The organism is Bacteroides timonensis (assembly GCF_000513195.1).
In the GTDB taxonomy this organism is placed as follows: Bacteria; Bacteroidota; Bacteroidia; order Bacteroidales; family Bacteroidaceae; genus Bacteroides; species Bacteroides timonensis.
This window is the reverse complement of the sequence record NZ_CBVI010000032.1, coordinates 1-19,797: the sequence shown is the minus strand read 5'-3', so window position 1 is coordinate 19,797 and position 19,797 is coordinate 1. Positions and strand designations below refer to the sequence as shown.

Genomic DNA, 19,797 nt, shown 5'->3' with positions numbered 1-19,797 from the left:
ACTAATCACTAATGAAATCTCTTCTTTTCTGTATGCTTGGATTAGCAATGACAGCCTGCGCACCCCGCAAAGCGGGAAACGTAAACAACGGAAGTGACGAACTCGCCATGCTGGTAGGTACGTACACCGATGGAAACAGCAAAGGTATTTACACCTTCCGCTTCAACCAGGAAACGGGACTTGCCACCTCACTCAGTTCCATCGAAGTGCTCAACCCGTCTTATCTCATCCCTTCGGAAGATGGAAAGTTTGTCTATGCCGTCAGCGAAATGAATGACACAACAGCTGCTCTCAATGCTTTCTCCTTCGATAAAGAAACAGGGAAACTCAGTTTGTTGAACCGCCAGCCCACTATGGGAGCCGATCCCTGCTACGTTGCCACCAATGGAAAAGAAGTACTCACAGCCAACTATAGCGGAGGTAGCATGTCTATCTTCCCGCTGAAAAAGAACGGCTCATTAGAGCCTGTCGATACGCTTTTTGAAGGCAGTACCGGTGGACCGGACACTGAAAGACAGGCAACACCCCACGTGCATTGCACTGTCTTCTCCCCGGATGGAAAATATATCTTTGCCACTGACTTCAGTGCCGACCGTATCCTGCGCTTTGTCATACATCCGAAGAGCATTATCCCCCATCCTTCTGCCGAAGCCATTGACGTAGATCCTAACTCCGGTCCACGTCATCTCACCTTCAGCCCGAACGGCAAGTACGCGTATCTTATCAGCGAATTATCCGGTAATATCACCGCTTTCAGCTACTTGGATGGCAAACTGGAAAAGATACAGACCATTGCAGCCGACACACTTCGTGCGCGTGGCAGTGCCGATATACATCTCAGTCCCGACGGGAAATACCTGTATGCCAGCAATCGCCTGAAAGGTGACGGTCTTGCCATCTTCGAAGTAAATCCGGAAACCGGTATGTTGGCAAAGGTAAGCTATCAGTTGACGGGGATTCATCCGCGTAACTTTATTATCACCCCGAACGGGAAATATCTGTTGGCCGCCTGCCGCGACAGTCATGTCATTCAGGTATTCCAACGAGATCCCGTAACAGGTCTGTTATCAGATACGCATCAAGACATCAGTATTGATAAACCTGTTTGCATCCAATTCGTAAAATAACCGGGTAAAAGCTTGACTTCCGGTTTTTAATTTCGTATATTTGTCATCGTAATCCTGATTTAGATTCGGGGTCACAGATAGTAACAGGGAAAAGCATTTGCTTCTCCCTGTTTTTTTATATCCGATACCTTTTCAGACCAAAAACATACTTCTTTAAGGCAAATTACATCATCTATTGAGGCAAAACAAACCATCTTATGAAGCGAAAAGCACCGATACCTCCCTTAAAAGGTCGATTTTGTTAATATTCCATAATTCTACTCTTGACAAAAATAACTTCATTAACTTTGTCCCTTAACCGAAATCGTTTAAATAACGCGACTTATGAAGAAAAAGAATATAGTATTACTCTCAGCCCTGTTGTTCTCCGTTTCTGCCATAGCGCAGACAGAAGTGACGGCAGGTGTCACACGTGGCAAGGATTACGGCGTAACTTACGTACTTCCGAAAACGGAAATCGAACTTACCGTACAAGCCACCAAACATACCTACACTCCCGGAGAATTCTCCAAGTATGCCGAACGTTATCTGCGGCTGAACAACGTCTCTTCCGAACCGGAAACTTATTGGACACTGGACAAGATGCAGACAGAAGTAATCGGTGTACCCGATAAAGAAAACGTATATTTCGTGAAGATGAAAGACAAAACCGTAGCCCCGCTTATCGAGTTGGGTAAGGATGGTATTGTCTACTCCATCAACATGCCGCTGGGCAGCGGACAACGTAAGACCACTCCGAACGTTCAACCCAAAGTTACAGGTAACACTCCGAACGTCAATCCCCGAGACTTCCTCACAGAAGAAATCCTGATGTCAAACTCAACGGCTAAAATGGCGGAATTGGTAGCCAAAGAAATCTACAGTATCCGTGAAAGTAAGAACGCCCTGTTGCGTGGTGAAGCAGACAATATGCCCAAAGACGGTGCACAACTGAAGCTCATGCTGGACAACCTGACTTTACAGGAACGTGCCATGACGGAAATGTTTGCAGGTAAAGTGACCACAGAAGAGAAGATATACACCATTCGCATCGTCCCCAAAGAGATGAAGCATGAAGTTGCCTTCCGCTTCTCTAAGAAACTGGGTATCGTAGCCAACAACGACTTGGCAGGTGAACCGGTCTACATTACAATAGCCGATCTTAAAAGCATTAATATCCCCGAAGCCGATCCCAAGAAACAAGTGGATGGCATTGCCTACAATGTACCGGGCAGAGCACGTGTAACATTAGACTATCACAATGAGGAACTGTATAATGCAGAAATTCCTGTTACGCAATTCGGTGTAGTAGAATACCTCGCCCCTGTCCTGTTCAACAAGAATTCTGTGATAAAAGTATTATTCGATACCAGCACGGGAGCTTTGGTTAAAGTAGACAGAGGAGAGTAATTTTATAAATCCATCTTTCCGTAGTTGCATCACATAGGTCGTGACCCGTGAAGCGTAATTCTCATCAGGATGGAAGTGATCGGCAAGCAATGAGACAATCTCCCGCACCGTACGCCGTCCGTCTATCAGCCGCCACACAGCACTGCCGTGTTCTTCAAGGCGGACATGAATATCAGGAGACATACTCTTCGGCAGCAAAAGCCTGCGCATCCATTCATACTTGAACCGGGGATAGGAGATTACAGCGTAATCTCCTTCCCATTCGGTCAGGATGTGGTCGCAACGAACCGGAATAGCATCCAGCAGACTGACTTTTCCTTCAGATGTTTCCATATCCATGAGTTGTTTTTACTTATCCTTGAATATTAGGTTCCTCCAGTTGATAGCCATACTTCTTATCTGCTCTCTTCAACATAAAGGCTACCACAAGAGATAAGCAGGCAATACCGGTAAAGATGCACATCGGTATCGTATAATCGTACAGATTTGTTCCATCTGCCTTCTTGCCTACGATACAATAGACATCAAGTACTTTACCAATCAGCGTAGGAATCCCCCACAAACCAATATTCTGGATGAAGAAGATCAATGCATAAGCTGTACCCAACTGGCTCACCGGGAATATCTTGGCAACCGCAGGCCACATAGCAGACGGCACCAAAGAGAAAGCAATACCCAGAATAATCATCAAACCAATAGCTACCAACCAATAGTTAATGGCAGGAATAGCATAAATAAAGTGCACGCCTATCAGCATGGCAGCTCCCAATATCATAATAGATGCCGACTTACCACGCTTATCTATAAATCCGCCGAATATAGGAGTCAGGATCAGTGCTCCCAACGCCGGTAGTCCGGCAAAAGTTCCTGCTACGTTTTCATTGATACCATATTTGATAATCATCAGTTCGGAAGCAAACTTCTGAAAAGGGAATACACAAGAGTAGAACAATACGCACAGCAAAGCTATCAACCAAAAGCCCGGATTAACGAGGATATTCTTCACATCCTTAAAGGAGAATTTCTCTTCCTCCCCCTCGGTACCTGCCGCTATGACTGCCGCTTCCATCTGCTTGTCCAGCTTCTTATCCATCACTGAGAAGATAAAGAAAGCAACCAAACCGCCCAACAGCAAAATCAAACCTACCAATACCGGAGTCGTAATGCCGAAAGCACGCGCCAAAGGAATAGCCACTGCATAACCTGCTTGCGAACCGATACGTGCCAATGCTACCTGCACGCCCATAGCCGTAGCCAACTCTTTACCTCTAAACCATTTGGCTATAATTTTAGAGACTGTGATACCTGCAACTTCCGCACCTACACCGAAAATAGAATAACCGGCAAACGCGACAAATACCCCTGCTTTATAACCGAAAATCTCATTAAGACCGAAGATCTGTGCATCCGGACCGGCAAGCCCTGTCATGGCATAATACTCAAGTGCCGTACCTCCCACCATCAGGATGGTTGACAATTTACCGGTAAAACGGATTCCAAAACGGTCGAGAATTAATCCTCCCCAGATCAGCATCAAGAAGAATACATTCAGGAAACTGTATCCACCTGTGAAGAATCCAAAATCACTACTTGTCCAGGCAAGATCCGACTCCAACATCGTTTTCAGCGGTGCTACCACGTCGTTTACATAGTAAGCTGCCATCATCGTAAAGGCAACAATCACCAATGCTCCCCAGCGGGTAGCTTTCGAGTCATTCAATTTAAGTTTTAATTGTTCTGTCATTGTACTATATTAGATTAATTATTAATCAGATTGCATAATCCCGACAAAGGTAATTAAATCTGGCATAAAAAGAAAAGAGGCTGACACCTTTTCGGCGTCAACCTCTCTCTTATTTCTTTTTGCGGTTCATCCGCACATAACTTTAGTTAGCTGAATCTTCAGCAGCCGGAGCAGTCGTTGCAGGAGCTGCGGGAGCTTCTGTCTGCGGAGCAGCTGTACCAGTAGGCATGTTGTACGGATTGGTTTTCTCTTCTTTCTGTGCCTGTTCCAGAATCACATCACCGCCTTTACCGGAAGAAGAGGGAACAACATAGGCAGTAGCAATACTCATTACGACCATAAATCCTGCCAGGAACCATGTTCCTTTTTCCAAAAAGTCAGTAGTCTTGCGTACGCCCATAATCTGATTAGAAGAAGAAAAGCCGGATGCTAAACCGCCTCCTTTGGAATTTTGAATCAATACAATGAAGCACATCAACAAGGATGCAACCACCATTAAGATAACTAAGAATAAGTACATTTTGTTATTTTGATTTAGCGTTAATAATCAATTTCTCCAAAAATCTGATTTGGTCTGCAAAGTAAGCATTTTTTTTTGGATAATTCAAACTTAATTTTTTAATAATTTCAAGAGCCTTGTCATATCGGCGCTGTTTGATATAGATTTTAGCCAAAGTCTCGGTAAAACAGCTATCATCCTGCTCTGTTTCCTCTACTGCCGACCGGGGAGTTTCGTCGGCAACAACCACCGTTTCCTCTTCTGCCTCATCCGTTTCTTCTTCAATCAACGGCAATAAAAGCGGGTTGTCTTCTCTGGGTAACTTCAGGCTGATACCTTCTTCCGTTTCGCTTTGGCGAATGAAACCATCTATCAGATCCTGCCCACGCAATTTCGGTACTTCCGTCGGGGTAGTTGATGAGGTATCTGTTTCGTTCGTTTCTTCATCATCCCGTATCAGGTAAGCGGTATAATCCATTGCATAATCCAATTCCCTTGTCTGTGAATGTTCTTCCGGAACAGTGGCAAGGAAAGCGTCTATTAACGAAAGGGTACGGTCTATACTCGGCTCCTTTTCCAACTCCTTTCCCACTGCATGTGCGGAAGTATGGGGATGGAGTGCATAGCGGTCACCTTCAATCAGATAAAACAATACACGGCGGTCTGATACATACAATACCGCTTTACGCAATTCTGCACCGAAGTTGATATCGTGCAGCACATAGAGATTCTTGAGATAGAGCAATCGCAGGGACTGAAAATAAGGATAACGGACTACCAGCGTACGAAGTTCGTACAAGGTATCCCGATTCAACGCCTCGGGATGCTGTATCCATTGTTGCAAATGTACAGGCGTCATTCCTTTTATTACCAGTTAGCTACGGTTGCGTTAAAGATTTGTTCTGTTATGTCTTTCACCATCAGGCTTATCAATTCATCTTGCACTTCGGTCAGCAGCTTAGAAGAATCATAAGTTTGGAAAGCAGAGAATTGCTGATCCGTGAAATCATCCTTATGATCCGTATTATTCACAAAAGTAACTTTCACAGTCAAAGTAACTTTTACCTTTGAAGAATATCCACTGGCATCCACCGCTTCGTTATATTGATTATAACCGGTAATCTCACCATCAATTTCAAGATCGGCGTTACTATTGACCAGTGACAAGCGTGTCTGACGCATGAACAAGTCTTTCAGGCTCTGGTTAAATTCAGTAGCCAATGGGGCATATACATACTCTGCACGATTTTGAAAATCCGCTATCGAAATAGTTTTTACTTTAGAGTAGTCAATCGAACTGATCGGGGCAAGTCCTATCTTAATGCTACACGAATTTACTACCAGTAAGATGCTCAACAACAAAGCTGTCGAGGCTATTTTTTTAATCCAATCCATATTCTTTAATCTTTCTGTATAAGGTACGCTCGGAAATATTCAGATCCTTTGCCGCACTCTTGCGTTTACCATGATGTTTTTCCAAGGCTTTCCGTATCATTTCTTTCTCCACCTCATCCAGCGAGAGAGACTCTTCTACATACTCCTCCGTGTCCTGTATATCTTCATCAATGTTGTGGGACGGCTTTATGGAAGGATGAATAATGGTAGGCACGCTCGGAGAAACAGGAGTCACTACGGCAGGCGGTTGGGCATAATAAGTAGCAGGCACAGCCGGAGCGGCAGTTTTTCCACGTTCGGTCATAATCTCATGTACCAGCTTTTTCAGCTCCGTCACGTCCTGACGCATATCGAAAAGAACCTGATATAAGATTTCCCGTTCACTCTCAAAGCTCTTGGTTTCTTTGACGCCGAACAAAGCGGGCAGCCGCTGCATCGTATTCTGTTCCGGCAAATATCCTTTCAATATAGAAGCATTGATTTCACGGTTGGTTTCAATGATGGAAATCTGTTCCGTTATATTCTTCAATTGCCGCACATTGCCGGCCCACGAGTAGGAAATCAATAGCTGCTTGGCATCTTCCGTCAACTGGATGGCAGGCATACGATATTTCTCGGCGAAATCCGAAGCAAACTTACGGAATAATAGAAATGCATCCTCTCCACGCTCACGCAAAGGGGGTATCTGGATAGGCACAGTGTTCAGACGGTAATACAAGTCTTCACGGAAACGTCCTTCGGAAATAGCCTGTGTCAAGTTTACATTGGTAGCTGCCACAATGCGTACATTGGTCTTCTGCACTTTGGATGAACCGACTTTTATGAATTCTCCGCTTTCCAGCACACGGAGCAGGCGTGCTTGCGTAGGCAAAGGCAACTCTCCCACTTCATCCAGGAAAATCGTTCCACCATCCGCCTCACCAAAATATCCTTTCCGTTCACCGATGGCACCGGTGAAAGCCCCTTTCTCATGACCGAACAATTCCGAGTCAATAGTTCCTTCGGGAATGGCACCACAGTTCACCGCAATATACTGACCATGCTTACGCCGACTGTACTGGTGAATGATCTGGGGAAAACTTTCCTTACCCACACCACTTTCTCCGGTTATCAGTACAGACAGATCGGTAGGCGCCACCTGTATAGCAACGTCTATCGCACGCATCAATGTTTCATTGTTGCCAATGATGCCGAATCGTAACTTTACTTGTTGTATTTCCGCTTTCGTCATTCTACAAATCTTCTTCCACACTATCGAGTTTCAGCTTATCGCTGTCATCACGCTTTTCGTAATATTGTTTTCGCAAAGGGTTGGCATGTGCTGCTTTATCACGCAGGCGATTACGGAACACGTCGATAGCCACATAAATAGCCTGACGGAAAGAGTCTTCACTCGCCAAACCTTTTCCTGCAATATCGTATGCAGTGCCATGAGCCGGTGAAGTACGTATCACAGGCAACCCGGCAGTATAATTCACACCTTCGTCCATCGCCAGTGCTTTGAACGGTGCCAGTCCCTGATCGTGGTACATGGCAAGCACACCGTCAAAATGAGTGAAATTACCTGAACCCATAAAGCCGTCAGCCGGGTACGGTCCATAGCACAAAATGCCTCTGGCAGACATCTCTTTCAATGCCGGAATGATAATTTCTTCTTCTTCTTTTCCCAGCAGACCTTCATCTCCCGCATGCGGATTCAGAGAAAGTACGGCAATGCGCGGTGCATCAATAGCGAAGTCCTGCTTCAACGACTGGTTGAAGATAGCCAGTTTCTCCTCTATCAGTTCCTTCGTTATAGTCGAAGCAATCTGGCTGACAGGGATATGTCCGGTAACCAATGCCACCCGGAAATCATCTTTCATCAGAATCATCAATGACTTGGCACCATTGCCCAGTCTCTCTTCTATATATTCCGTATGACCGGGAAATGCAAAAGTTTCCGACTGAATGGTATGCTTGTTGATGGGAGCTGTGACAATCACGTCAATCAATCCCTCTTTATATTCCTCGATAGCTCTTTCCAATGCACCGAGTGCAGCCTTTCCGGCTTCAGGATCTGCCTTTGAGAATTCTACTTTCACTTCATCATCCGTGCAGTTCACTACACTCAAGCGGTTGTAAGCCGCTTCCGCAGCAGAGTTCACGATACTGAAGTTTGTCGGCAAATCAAGTGACTTGCGATGATAAGCTGCCACCTTAGGGGAGCCATAAATAACAGGTGTACACAGTTCCAGCATAACGGGGTCGGAGAATGCTTTCAGAATAACTTCATAACCCACACCGTTTATGTCTCCTTGTGTAATGCCGACTTTTATTTTATTATCTTCCATTTTTCAATATATATATATCATTTTAGATAAGAATGTGCCAGAAGTTCCAACGATAAATCTTCATCCGCAGATTACGCGGATAACGCAGATTGGGATTTAAACAAATCTGTGCAATCCGCGTAATCTGCGGATGAAAGTTATCTCTTTAATTCGTATACATTCTCAATATTATTTTCCTTGATCAGTAGCTTTACTCTGCTCTTTCGTCACGCCCAATGGAATCTCAGCTCCTGTCTGTTTATCACCCGGCACTCTCAAAGTGTAAAGAGAAGCTTCCATCTGGCGCATCAGATTACGTTTCAACTTATCAGGTGAATAAATAAAGGCTTCCACAACAATAATACGTTGGTTCACCGGATCCAAGCGCATGTGCGAAACAAACGGACCACCCATAAAATCCCCCTTCATACGCCACAGGCCACGAGCTTCCAGCGCATACTCTCCTTGTACATTAAGAGGACGAACATCGGTCATTAAGGAGTCAGTTGCCATATACATGCCTTCCTTCGCTCCCGGAATGTTAGCCTTCATGACAGAGTCACGCATCTGCACAAAATATTCCTTGGTAAATGTATTCTTATCTTTGTACGGGAAAGAGTAAATAACAAAGTTCTGGTCGCCGGTAGCTGCATTCGTACCAGCCCAGAAGAAGTTCTCTCCTTGCTTGGTAGAAGAAAGTTCAGCAGGTACCCAAACATCACAATCAAACATACTCTTTACTTTTGTCGTCACATAATCATTATGCTTCTTTTCCAAGAACGTAATCTGTCGGTTCATTTCCGCACGGGTAAAGAAATCAATGATAGTCTGTTTGTTTTCCGTCACAAACTGCTCGAAAGAAGCTTCATCAGGAGCCTGTATAGTCAGGATAGTTTGCGGAGCAGCATACACATCCTTCGCATATTTAAACTTAGGCTGGGTATAAATATCCTGTACATCAGCGATAATAATGTTACGAATCAACTTTAACGTAGCATCATAGTTGGCAGGAGAAGTGTACATCATACGGAAAGAACGTTCGGACTGGGGAAGCCCCGGTACATCCGTATCAAGTACATCATAAAGCGCCCTACCGGCAGGACGTTCCCACATAGCGGGATCAACCACTACCAGGATTTCATACGCACGACCACTTGAAGTCGCACCAAACACGCCTTTCTTACCGCCACTACATGCGGAAAGGGCAATTGCTACAATAGTCAGACTTAAATAAAACAGCTGCTTTCTCATATACTTACCAGTTAATGTTTTTACAAAACTACGAAGAATACGTATATCATCCGAGCCAAAGTTAATAATTTATATTAATTCTTGTTTATTCTCTTCCTGTTTGGCAGTGGAAAGCATGCCGCAAGCGGCAAATATATCTTCACCGCGGGAAGTACGTATCGTAGTAAACAAACCGTGGGAAGTCAGGTAATCACGGAGTTTAGTCATTGTTTCCATATCCGCTCCCTCCAGATCTACACCGGGAATGGCATGAAAGCGAATGAGGTTGATACGGCAGTCCAGTCCACGCAAGAGTTTCAACAATTCCTTAGCATAGAGCAACGAATCATTCACACCCTTAAAAACAATATATTCAAAAGATAGTCTACGCTGTTTACTAAAATCATAGTTTTTTAACAAGTCTACCATTTCAGTGATAGAGAAAGATTTCTCAGCAGGCATCAGTTCGCGACGTTGCAAGGCAACCGGAGAATGTAAGCTGACAGCCAGATGACATTCCGACTCTTCTATAAAGCGCTGAAATCCTTTGCGTAAACCAACGGTAGAGAGTGTGATCCGCTTGGGACTCCATCCATATCCATAAGAAGCAGTCATGATTTCCAGAGCTTTCAGCACCTCGTCCAGATTATCCAGAGGCTCGCCCATGCCCATCATCACCACGTTGGTCAATTTATCCCGCTCGGGAAGAGAATTTATCTGATTGATTATCTGATTGGCAGTCAGGTTGGCACTGAAGCCTTGCTTACCCGTCATACAGAATTTACAGTTCATCTTACATCCCACCTGAGAAGATACACAAAGTGTGGCACGATCTTCATCGGGAATATAAACCGCCTCTACAAAGTTCTTATCACCTGCCCGATACAAGTATTTCACCGTACCGTCTGTGGAACGCATAGCTTCCACAGGTGCCTCCGCTCCTACTTCGTAGACATCTTTCAGGAGATCCCGATGTTTCAGCGACAAGTTGGTCATATCGTCTATGGAGTTCACTTTCTTGTCATACATCCATGAAGCAATCTGTTTGGCGGAAAACCCGGGCATTCCCAGTCTTTTCACTGCCTCTTGCAATTCAGTGAGTGTCAGTCCTAAAAGAGTTTGTTTCGGCATAATTATCTATCAATCTTTCCAGTTTATCTTTGCAAAGGTAGGAATAAAGTTGCACAAAGGCAATTGCAGGCGCAGAAAATGAGACACAGGGATAAAGAAAAAGCCGCCTGATATTATCAGACGGCTTTTCATATCTCAATTATCGTTATTTCTTAGAAGAACAGATAACGGCTATCTTTCACATCAGCTTTCAGGTACAAGTCGTTGAGGAACTGGCTTGCCATACGGGCATGCATATTCTGCAACGTAGTTTCTTCTGTTTCCTGGTTGAAAGTTTCGTTCAGTTTATCTTTTGCATACGGTTGAAGAACAAATACACCGCCATTACCCTTTATCGGAGCACTCAGTTGGTTCAATTCGGCAATCGATGCATAAGCGCCTACCAACGGCTCGCTGGCACGTAATACCGGAACATAAGCGGGAGCTGCAAAAGTTACGTGTTTCACTGAATCGCTTACTGCTTCAGGCATAGCTTTAAATTGATCGAATGAAGTAGCGCCGGCAGCCTTCATGTCAGCCATAATCTTCTCAGCCTTCTTGTCGCGAAGCAATTCAAGTCTCAGTTGGTCTTTCACCAAAGCCAACGGACGGTAACCAGCCGGAACAATAGCAGAAACGCCCACTACCAACATACGGTCACTTTCGCCACACTCATACAAACCGGATACTTCACCAGTTTTTGCAGAGAATGCCCATCTCAAAGCTCCTTTAGTACCTCTGATACCACCGATACCATGTTCAGAACTATACAAATCGTTTCTATCCAAAAGCTTATAACCAGCATCTTCAGCATTAGCTACCATCTTCTCCAGTGTCGGGTTAGAAGCGATAAACTGGCTGAATTCATTGTATGCCTTGCTGTAAGTTTCTTTGCTGAACTCTACCGGACGTTTAATAACGGCTACTTTATATTTATCTTTAACAGCCTTCTTATCCATCACCTGTACAATGATATTTGCCTGTGCCAGGTTCAGGTTGGTCATTTCGTTCTTGCCAAGAGTAGTGATTGTATTCACATACTTCAGGTTATCACCATCCAACTGTGCACCTTCGTAGTTAGCAGAAGAAATCCAGGTAGCCTCACCGGTCTGACCATACTTCTTAGCGATTTCAGCAAAATCTGCACCACCTTTGATGGCAGTATAGATACTGTCAGCCAAAGTTTTTGTCTTCGCAGCATCTTCAGCAACCACCTGTATCTGACGGTACTGAATAGAGTCTGCCATTGAAGCAGTAGCCAATTTCTTGAACGAGTTGATCGTATTGTCAGTCGCATTGTAGTAAGGACCATATACACCACCTACTGAAACAGAGTCCAGACGAGCAGCTACATCGGTAGGCAATGCCTTAGAAGTATAATACAGATCAATGTAAGGTACTTCAGAACCGGCAGCACGAACGAGTGTAGAATAATCACCCGGAGTACCTGCAAGTTGTTCAGTATATTCCATTACTTCCTGTTGGATAGCATTTCTGTCTTCAGGGCTTGCAGTTACTTGTACATCAATAAACTTGATGTTACGAGTTTCCACATATTGTTTGAATTGCTCTTTCTTCTTGTCATAAGCAGCTTTCAGATCCGCATCTGTGATGGTCACTGTAGAATCTACGATTGAAGAATAAGGAATGGCAGCCAGCAACATGTCAGATTGATCCACTCTTGCATTGAAAGCATCCTGAGCTTCTACCGGATTAGAGAAAAGAGACTTTGAAACCAAAGCCTGATATTTCTCAGCCAGACGAGTCTGAACCAATTGTTTCTCAAGGAAAGACCAGAACTTGTACATAGACTGATAATATTCTGCATACTGTGCCGGCATCTGCGCTGTGTTCATCTTAGAGTAATCTACGAGGAACTTCTTCAACATATCTTTGTCGAAAGCACCAGTTTGCGGATTACGGAACGGTGTCTGCTGCAACATCGGGTGTACACCTGCATCAATGATTGACTGGAGTTCTGCTTTAGAGACTGACAAACCAAGTTTTTTTGCTTCGTTTTCAATCAACTTATTGTTAACGTAGTTTCTCCAAACTTCATCTTTAATCTGATTGTTTTCTTCATCTGTGAGTGCACTTGTTCCTCTGGAAAATTTCACAACTTCAGTATATTCTTCTACCAAGCTCTGATAATCCTGAGCGGAAAGTGACTCTCCGTTAACCTCTCCTACATCATGTGACTGGTGTGGCTGCAATACCTTCCATGCGTCTCCCGCAATGAAAGCGAACAGCGCCAAACCAATAACAATCACCAATAAGGGTCCTTTAGACCGAATGTTTTGTAATGTTGCCATTTTAGTTAATATGATTTATTTGTTTATTATATTTTCTCCAAACTTCATTTTAGCGCACGAAGATACAAAAAATGCTAATACGCATCTATTTATTCTTTAAAAAATTACGCCATTCTGTTATTATTCCACCACTTTAAGACGTACCAACTCTATTTTAGTGGCTGTAACCTTAATAATTTTGAACTGGAATTTATCAATCGTCACTACTTCATGCAATTTCGGGAAACTCTGATAACGGTTCAGGATCAATCCACCCACCGTCATATAATCATCTTCTTCCGGCAGATCCAGATCAAATGTCTCATTAACTTTTTCTATTTCCAAACGACCGGAAAGCACATATTCGTCTTCGCTAATCTGTTTGCATACATACGAAGTATTATCATGTTCATCCTCAATATCACCGAATATTTCTTCTACCAGATCCTCCAGTGAAACAATGCCGGACGTACCGCCAAACTCATCCACCACTACAGCAATCGTTTTCTTTTGCTGCATGAACAGTTTCATCAGTTTATGCGCTGCCATGGTTTCGGGCACAATGGGTACTTCTTTTACATTATTCCGCCAGTCGGCAGGATTGCGGAACATTTCGGACGAATGGATATACCCTACCACATTATCTATATTGCCGTCATACACTATAATCTTGGAGATACCGGACTCAACAAAAAGACTTTTCAAATCTTCCAGAGTGGCAGTCAGGTCAACGGCTACAATTTCCGTGCGGGGTACGATGCAATCGCGTATTTTAATACTGGAGAAGTCGAGCGCATTCTGAAATATCTTCACCTCGGCATCCAGTTCTTCTTCATCCTCAGCATTATCGATACTGGACTGTACAAAATAGTCCAAGTCTACTTTTCCAAAAGCCTTGTCCGAAGCTTCTTTATTGATCTTCATCCCGAACAGACGCAAGAAAAGGTAAGATAATCCGGAAGCCAGCTGAGACACCGGATACAAAACGATATAACAAATCAGTAGCGGAAAAGCGCATACTTTTAATACAAGATTGGGGTTAATCTTAAATAAGGTTTTAGGAAGGAATTCACCTGTTACCAAGATAATAAGCGTAGAAATGATTGTCTGTAACAACACTTCCACGAAATCATTGGAGATCAAATCGCCCAGAAGATGGACTTTGATAACTTGCGCCATGAGAATACCATAAATAACCAGCGCAATATTATTACCTACCAACATGGTAGATATGAAGCTATTGGAATTATGGAAGAAATAAGAAAGAATGCGTGAAGTCAATCCTTCCTTACGTTCCATTTCAAAACGCAGTTTGTCTACGGAAACAAAAGCAATCTCCATACCCGAAAAGAAAGCGGAGAAAGCCATAGTAATCAATAAATAAATATAGGTATCCATAATTTATGGTTTGATACTATCTTTTGGCAGACTGCCAGTTTGCACACTGTCTGCAGGAACTGTGGCATCATCATCTACGTAAAAGATGCCCTCCGGTTTCCTTATTTTATAAACAGTCATTTGTTCATTTGAATCGAAACCATGACCAGTAATGATCCTGTCCGGTTGTTCAATACGGATAAACTGGTCGGAATAGATCGTATGTTTATTCTGGTCCCAATATAATAACTCAGTATCGAACTTCTCACCTTTCAGGTTTTGAATATGTACATTACTTACTAGTTTCCACAACTTCTGCTTATCGAAAAAGTATGCCGTATCCGCCTTCACACTGGCATCCACATTAAATACAGAATCAAACTTCTCCAGATAAATTCCCTTCTCGAAAGCTTGATAGGGTGGATTTTTCCTATCGAAAACCAGCCATTCTTCAGCATTAATGCGATAGCGGGTAACACCAGAGTCAGAAATTAAAGTCACCACTCCTTTCGTATCCATCACAGGCAATGAATCGCGTTCGGTGATGGCATCTCCCATATCCTTTTTCCGTCCGGAACAGGCGGAAAATAAAAGAAGCATAACCACTGCCCCAAAGGCAATGGTTATGCTCAAACTTCTACAAAATAGAACGTTACTTCGTTGTGGTAACATATTTATATTTCTTATCGAACCGTTGTGCTTTCACCGATCCAACCGCCTACTGTAACGCGGTCACCAGCTTTAATACCCAACATAAAGAGGTCTTCAGCCTTCGGTGTATAACGTGCATACGTTGAAATCAATTCGTTTGCTTTATCTGCTACACTCGGATCTACAGCTTTAGCACGTTGCAACTTATCAATAACAACAAAGTATGTACACTTATTCATAGCCGGCTCATCATTCCAATTCGGGCTGGAAGCATAAAGCTGTGCAAGCAAGATATAAGCATCACCATAATTCTCTTTGAAACTGATAGCTTTCTGCAAATAGCTTCTGGCTTGTGAAAGCTTCTTTACATTATATAAAGAAACTGCAGCAGCATAAGCAATCTGAGCTTTCTTTTCGTTATCATTTTCCAATGACAATGCTTCATCAAAGTATTTGATTGCCGTATCATAGTCCCCTTTCTTGTATGCCATAAATCCACAGCCGGTAGCAGCATCAGCAGTCGGGTCAATCTTATACATATAATAAGAAGCTTGGAAATACGCTTCGCTTTCCGTACACTTCATCATCTTCAAGATAGAGATAGCTTTCTTCAAATAAGTAGAATCTGATTGGTTAGCTTCAATTTTAGGACCATAAATACCCTGCAAAGACTCACAATCAGCAGTACCACTATTGATAAACATCGCAACAAGATTTTCTTTCACTTGTTGCAAAGCAGCTTTCTTTTTCGCGTCATCTTCCGCAGCGATAGCAGCATCGGCATATTCGGAATCAGTCAAATAATCCTGAATGAATTGTTCCTTATGATTAGGATCACCTTTCAACTTATTCAAAGACATATCCAAGAAATAGTGGAGGATAGGACCTTTAGAGCCACCTTTTTCTGCTTCCAAGGATTCTTTCAACCATGTATACGCTTGATTCACATCAATGTTGGGAGCATAAGCAATATAATTAATGGCTTTATTACCCAAAACCTCACCCACAGAAGGAGTACCTTTCAAATGCATAAAATCCGGAGTATATTTCATTCTCAAGTCAAAAACCTCCATCAACTCATCAAAATACTTCTTGTAATCAGCAGAATTACGGTCCTTTATATCATTCAAGAAGGATGATAATATTTTAATACCATCCGTAAATGTATAATACCGCAACGTAGGGCAATCCTTCAGAACTTCTTTCCACGGCAAATAAGCATCTTTAAAGTTATTAGCTCTTACCGCTTCATGAGAAATACTACTGTTCTTGTTACAATCTTCCTGTGCCAGGACACTGGTTACTCCACCCGAAAGGAGCAAGACAGCTACAAGCGTTTTAATCTTCATTGTATTTAAATTTTAGTTGTTATATTGTCTATTCTTCACTATTCAACTTTACGCTTCCAGAACCAACGTTCATTGAATGTCACGCCAATGCAAAGACGCAATGTATTCTCGTTCAAGAATTTGCTTTCCGTGCCTTGCGTTCTCACATACTGTGCTGAAACACTCAATACGGAACGGCTACGTGGAAGAGGCAAACCGAAACCGGCAGTTACTCCATACTCATTTGCGGCACGTACGCCATCTATCTTATAATAAGGTTTAGAATAATAAGCTCCCAAACGATATTTGATGTGTGAAAGGTAACTTCTACCCATCATGTTAGGAATATATTCCGCACCTAAAGCAACTTTCACTTTATTACAGAACGCATCCGGGTCATTCATGAATGTCACACTGTTCCATTTCTGAAACATCACATCCGCACCCACTGTCAGACGGTCATCGTACACATACGTCACACCTGCGCCCAGCGTCATAGGAATACCCATTGTCAGTATAGTGTCCTTCTGCGTTGTAGTATATCCTGTTGTGCTATTACCCAGCTGGGTTTGTACATACGCATCATTTCCCAAATTATGTCCCGGCGAGAAAACGACTCCCAAAGTAGCCGCATGTTTCTTACCGAATTGCTGTGTATACTGCGCTCCAAAGTCAAGTTTATAACTCGTAATCTCCATCCCGGTAAGCGTTGTCAACGGCATGATATTTGAGTTAGATGTAAATGACTGTTGCCGCGTATGTGTTATATCTCCCCAAAGATACGAAATATTCGCACCAACGGAAAGATTTTTAATAATTTTAAAACCTGCGCCTATATAAAGTTGATGTAACCCTCCTTCACCGGAATAAGTTGTACTGGCTGAGGAAGTCGGAATTTCAGTGTTTTCCTGATAGTTACCCATTTTATATCCCACATTGGAATAAGGTAACAATCCTATACTCATGGCTCCTTTTTTTGACAGACGGAACTGCATCGTAATGTAGTCAAAACTTGAGTTCTTGGCATTCATCTTCACTACTCCATCACTGAAGTTGGTGTTTTGCATAGAAATACCTCCGTCGAACATGAAAGTTAACGAATCGACCGCCGTATAAGATGCCGGATTCGCGAAATTGGTCTGATATTTGTCACGTAAACCATAAGCAATGCCACCCATTGCCTTACTGTTACCTGACCCATGGTCTGCCAGTTGTCCGTATCCGTATCGTGTATAGGGAGAATTTGTATTATTTTGAGCGACCGTCGCTCCAGATAATATCGTGAGCAAAAGCACCAAAAGTGTTTGTCTAAATCTTGTCATTATTATAGTTTAAAATTCGATTTAATCCTTTCAACACTAAAAATCTGTCTGCAAAGATGATACTTTTTAAGTTTGTATCAAAAGAAAAATCATCCCCGCCCGTTAAAAAAACCAAAAGTTCAGGATATTTATGTTTCATAGCCACTATGTAACCAGAAATCTCATATTCCATACCTTTCAAAACTCCTGCACGGATGGCAGTTTCAGTATCTTTTCCCATCGGGAGTTCACGTCCTTCGCGTTGCACCAGCGGCAAGCGTCCGGTAAACTGGTGAAGCGCCCGAAAACGCATCTGCATACCCGGGGAAATATTCCCACCATGATAGCGTCCTTCGGCATCCACAAATTCGTACGTAATGCACGTGCCGGCATCTATCACCAGTATGTCTTTTCCGGGAAATTGTTCATTGGCAGCCACCACGGCAGCCATACGATCATACCCCAACGTTCGGGGTGTTTCATATAGATTCACCACCGGGAGTGGAGTCGTTTCATTCAGCCAAAGCACAGGCGTGGGAAGTAATGCCAATTGTGCCAGCACTTGCTCGCTCAAGTCGATGACCGTGGCAACAATTGCTTTTTCAAAGTGATATTTACTATAGATGTCTGACAGATGCTCCAAATTACGATTAGAGTCATACGCCACTTCCAATAGTGAAACACCATCAAAGACAGCTACTTTTGCCACCGTATTTCCTATATCAATAACCAGGTTCACTGAATGAAGATTAATTTTCCGGGCACAAAGATACGACTTTAATTGAATTTGAAAGCTGTAGTCGACATTTTCCTTACTACATCATCGTAGTTTATCGCAAACTTATTTTTCTTTTTCCTCGCTAATACTCGTCATTAGCATACAGGAAGTCGAATGTAGCCTGCTTATAGTCAAATATTTCTTCTGGTTTAAAAAATCTTTTCAACTCCACTTCAGCCGCTTCAGGTGAGTCGGATGCATGAACGATATTTTCCTGGAAACTCATACTGTAATCTCCGCGGATGGTTCCGGGAGCTGCCTTCCTGCCATTGGTAGGGCCGGTCAAAACTCTCACCGCTTCAATGGCATCTACCCCCTCAAAGCAACACACGATAACCGGACAGGCCATCATCGAATCCTTCACGCGCTGAAAGAAGGGTTTCGCACTTAAATGGGCGTAATGCTCACTGAGCACTTCATCCGTCAGCTGAACCATTTTCATTCCGGCCAGACGCAAACCTTTACGTTCGAATCTGTTCGTAATCTCACCTACCAAGCCTCTTTGGAGGGTACATGGTTTCAAAATAACCAGTGTTTTTTCCATCATAATAGTCAGTTCTTTTTAAAGTTATATATAAAGGTATCCTTTTCAATAATTCTTCCAAAAATACTATTTTTCTTGAGAATAGCACTCTGTTAGAGTCTTTTTATGTAAATTATTGGATGACGAATACAAATGTGAGCATATAAACGAGTAAGGACAAAGTAAACTATTTAGTTGAGATTCTCCAACAAAAGACAATAAATAATCCCCATCTCTAAAAACATTTAGCTTTCAGAAAAGGGGAAAATTAAATAGCGGATTAAAAAGCCTTATGCTAAAAGATAACCGATGGCATATCCGGCTGAACGGAGATTCAGCACAAGAAATATCACTCAATATATTTACCAAACTTCAAGCCAATAAACAACAGAGTTTTTATAAAAAGCTAATCCCTTAGTATAGCCATGTTCCCATCCCTTGGCTAGTCCTACTCCAGATATAGTAAGACAATCAGCAGGTAGGAAACAACCTTTTTCTGCGTCAAGGAGATAAATAACTGCTTCTTGATAAAACGGCAAAGTAAATACATCATCCCAAGAGCGGAAATTAGGAATTGGCAACATACTAGTCTTCCGAGGATTACGAATGGAATCCGATTCATTTACTTTCATATCCTCATAATCATAGGGTATTATTAAACAAGAATCCCGCAAATAATATATAGCTTTAGCTTTTGAAGCGATCTCATTCTTCAATTTCTCACTTTTAGTTTCATAGGGTAACA

Annotated in this window: 18 protein-coding genes and 1 pseudogene; 2 read left to right on the top strand and 17 right to left on the bottom strand. The window is 42.8% G+C overall.

Features of this window, described 5'->3' with window-relative positions:
- Positions 1-11 precede the first annotated feature (11 nt).
- Together BN161_RS08095 and BN161_RS08090 are read left to right on the top strand one after the other, a co-directional pair.
- The gene (locus BN161_RS08095; protein WP_081743660.1) at positions 12-1,127 is read left to right on the top strand and encodes a lactonase family protein; all 1,116 of its coding nucleotides are present in this window, start codon (positions 12-14) and stop codon (positions 1,125-1,127) included.
- A gap of 324 nt (positions 1,128-1,451) precedes the next feature.
- Positions 1,452-2,516, top strand: a complete 1,065-nt coding sequence (locus BN161_RS08090) for a DUF4831 family protein (protein WP_044264766.1) — start codon at positions 1,452-1,454, stop codon at positions 2,514-2,516.
- Here BN161_RS08090 and BN161_RS08085 read toward each other — a convergent pair.
- From BN161_RS08085 to BN161_RS08005, 17 genes and pseudogenes are all read right to left on the bottom strand, one after another.
- Positions 2,466-2,849, bottom strand: a complete 384-nt coding sequence (locus BN161_RS08085) for a PqqD family protein (RefSeq protein ID WP_044264784.1) — start codon at positions 2,847-2,849, stop codon at positions 2,466-2,468. The genes BN161_RS08090 and BN161_RS08085 overlap by 51 nt on opposite strands.
- A gap of 19 nt (positions 2,850-2,868) precedes the next feature.
- Positions 2,869-4,260, bottom strand: coding sequence for an MFS transporter (locus BN161_RS08080; protein WP_044264764.1), 1,392 nt, complete (start codon positions 4,258-4,260; stop codon positions 2,869-2,871).
- A 142-nt stretch (positions 4,261-4,402) separates the two neighbouring features.
- The gene (gene secG, locus BN161_RS08075) at positions 4,403-4,780 is read right to left on the bottom strand and encodes a preprotein translocase subunit SecG (protein ID WP_044264763.1); all 378 of its coding nucleotides are present in this window, start codon (positions 4,778-4,780) and stop codon (positions 4,403-4,405) included.
- A gap of 4 nt (positions 4,781-4,784) precedes the next feature.
- The gene (locus BN161_RS08070; protein WP_044264762.1) at positions 4,785-5,618 is read right to left on the bottom strand and encodes a hypothetical protein; all 834 of its coding nucleotides are present in this window, start codon (positions 5,616-5,618) and stop codon (positions 4,785-4,787) included.
- Between the two features lie 8 nt (positions 5,619-5,626).
- Positions 5,627-6,154 (bottom strand): LptE family protein, encoded by a 528-nt coding sequence (locus BN161_RS08065; RefSeq protein WP_007212964.1) that lies wholly within the window; start codon positions 6,152-6,154, stop codon positions 5,627-5,629.
- Complete coding sequence (locus BN161_RS08060; RefSeq protein WP_044264758.1) at positions 6,141-7,385, bottom strand: sigma-54 interaction domain-containing protein; 1,245 nt, start codon at positions 7,383-7,385, stop codon at positions 6,141-6,143. Before BN161_RS08060 ends, BN161_RS08065 begins: the two co-directional genes overlap by 14 nt.
- A gap of 1 nt (position 7,386) precedes the next feature.
- Positions 7,387-8,484, bottom strand: coding sequence for a 4-hydroxythreonine-4-phosphate dehydrogenase PdxA (pdxA, locus tag BN161_RS08055; RefSeq protein ID WP_044264756.1), 1,098 nt, complete (start codon positions 8,482-8,484; stop codon positions 7,387-7,389).
- Between the two features lie 168 nt (positions 8,485-8,652).
- Positions 8,653-9,714, bottom strand: a complete 1,062-nt coding sequence (locus BN161_RS08050) for a DUF4837 family protein (RefSeq protein WP_044264754.1) — start codon at positions 9,712-9,714, stop codon at positions 8,653-8,655.
- A gap of 69 nt (positions 9,715-9,783) precedes the next feature.
- A complete protein-coding gene (rlmN, locus tag BN161_RS08045) occupies positions 9,784-10,824 on the bottom strand; it encodes a 23S rRNA (adenine(2503)-C(2))-methyltransferase RlmN (RefSeq protein WP_044264751.1) in 1,041 nt (346 codons plus the stop codon).
- Positions 10,825-10,976: 152 nt separating this feature from the next.
- Positions 10,977-13,115 (bottom strand): SurA N-terminal domain-containing protein, encoded by a 2,139-nt coding sequence (locus tag BN161_RS08040; protein ID WP_044264748.1) that lies wholly within the window; start codon positions 13,113-13,115, stop codon positions 10,977-10,979.
- 120 nt (positions 13,116-13,235) lie between these two features.
- A complete protein-coding gene (locus BN161_RS08035) occupies positions 13,236-14,492 on the bottom strand; it encodes a hemolysin family protein (RefSeq protein WP_044264744.1) in 1,257 nt (418 codons plus the stop codon).
- A gap of 3 nt (positions 14,493-14,495) precedes the next feature.
- Positions 14,496-15,143, bottom strand: coding sequence for an LPS export ABC transporter periplasmic protein LptC (gene lptC, locus BN161_RS08030; RefSeq protein ID WP_044264742.1), 648 nt, complete (start codon positions 15,141-15,143; stop codon positions 14,496-14,498).
- 11 nt (positions 15,144-15,154) lie between these two features.
- Positions 15,155-16,471: a tetratricopeptide repeat protein gene (locus tag BN161_RS08025; protein WP_044264740.1), complete on the bottom strand. Its 1,317-nt coding sequence runs from the start codon at positions 16,469-16,471 to the stop codon at positions 15,155-15,157.
- 38 nt (positions 16,472-16,509) lie between these two features.
- Complete coding sequence (locus tag BN161_RS08020) at positions 16,510-17,772, bottom strand: PorV/PorQ family protein (RefSeq protein WP_044264738.1); 1,263 nt, start codon at positions 17,770-17,772, stop codon at positions 16,510-16,512.
- Positions 17,759-18,490 carry a type III pantothenate kinase gene (locus BN161_RS08015; RefSeq protein WP_044264735.1) on the bottom strand — a complete coding sequence of 244 codons (732 nt, stop codon included), beginning with the start codon at positions 18,488-18,490 and terminating at the stop codon, positions 17,759-17,761. The genes BN161_RS08020 and BN161_RS08015 overlap by 14 nt, the downstream gene beginning before the upstream one ends.
- 121 nt (positions 18,491-18,611) lie before the next feature.
- Positions 18,612-19,076 (bottom strand): nucleoside-diphosphate kinase, encoded by a 465-nt coding sequence (gene ndk, locus BN161_RS08010; protein ID WP_044264733.1) that lies wholly within the window; start codon positions 19,074-19,076, stop codon positions 18,612-18,614.
- Positions 19,077-19,414: 338 nt separating this feature from the next.
- A pseudogene (locus BN161_RS08005) lies at positions 19,415-19,797 on the bottom strand (hypothetical protein); the annotation flags it as partial.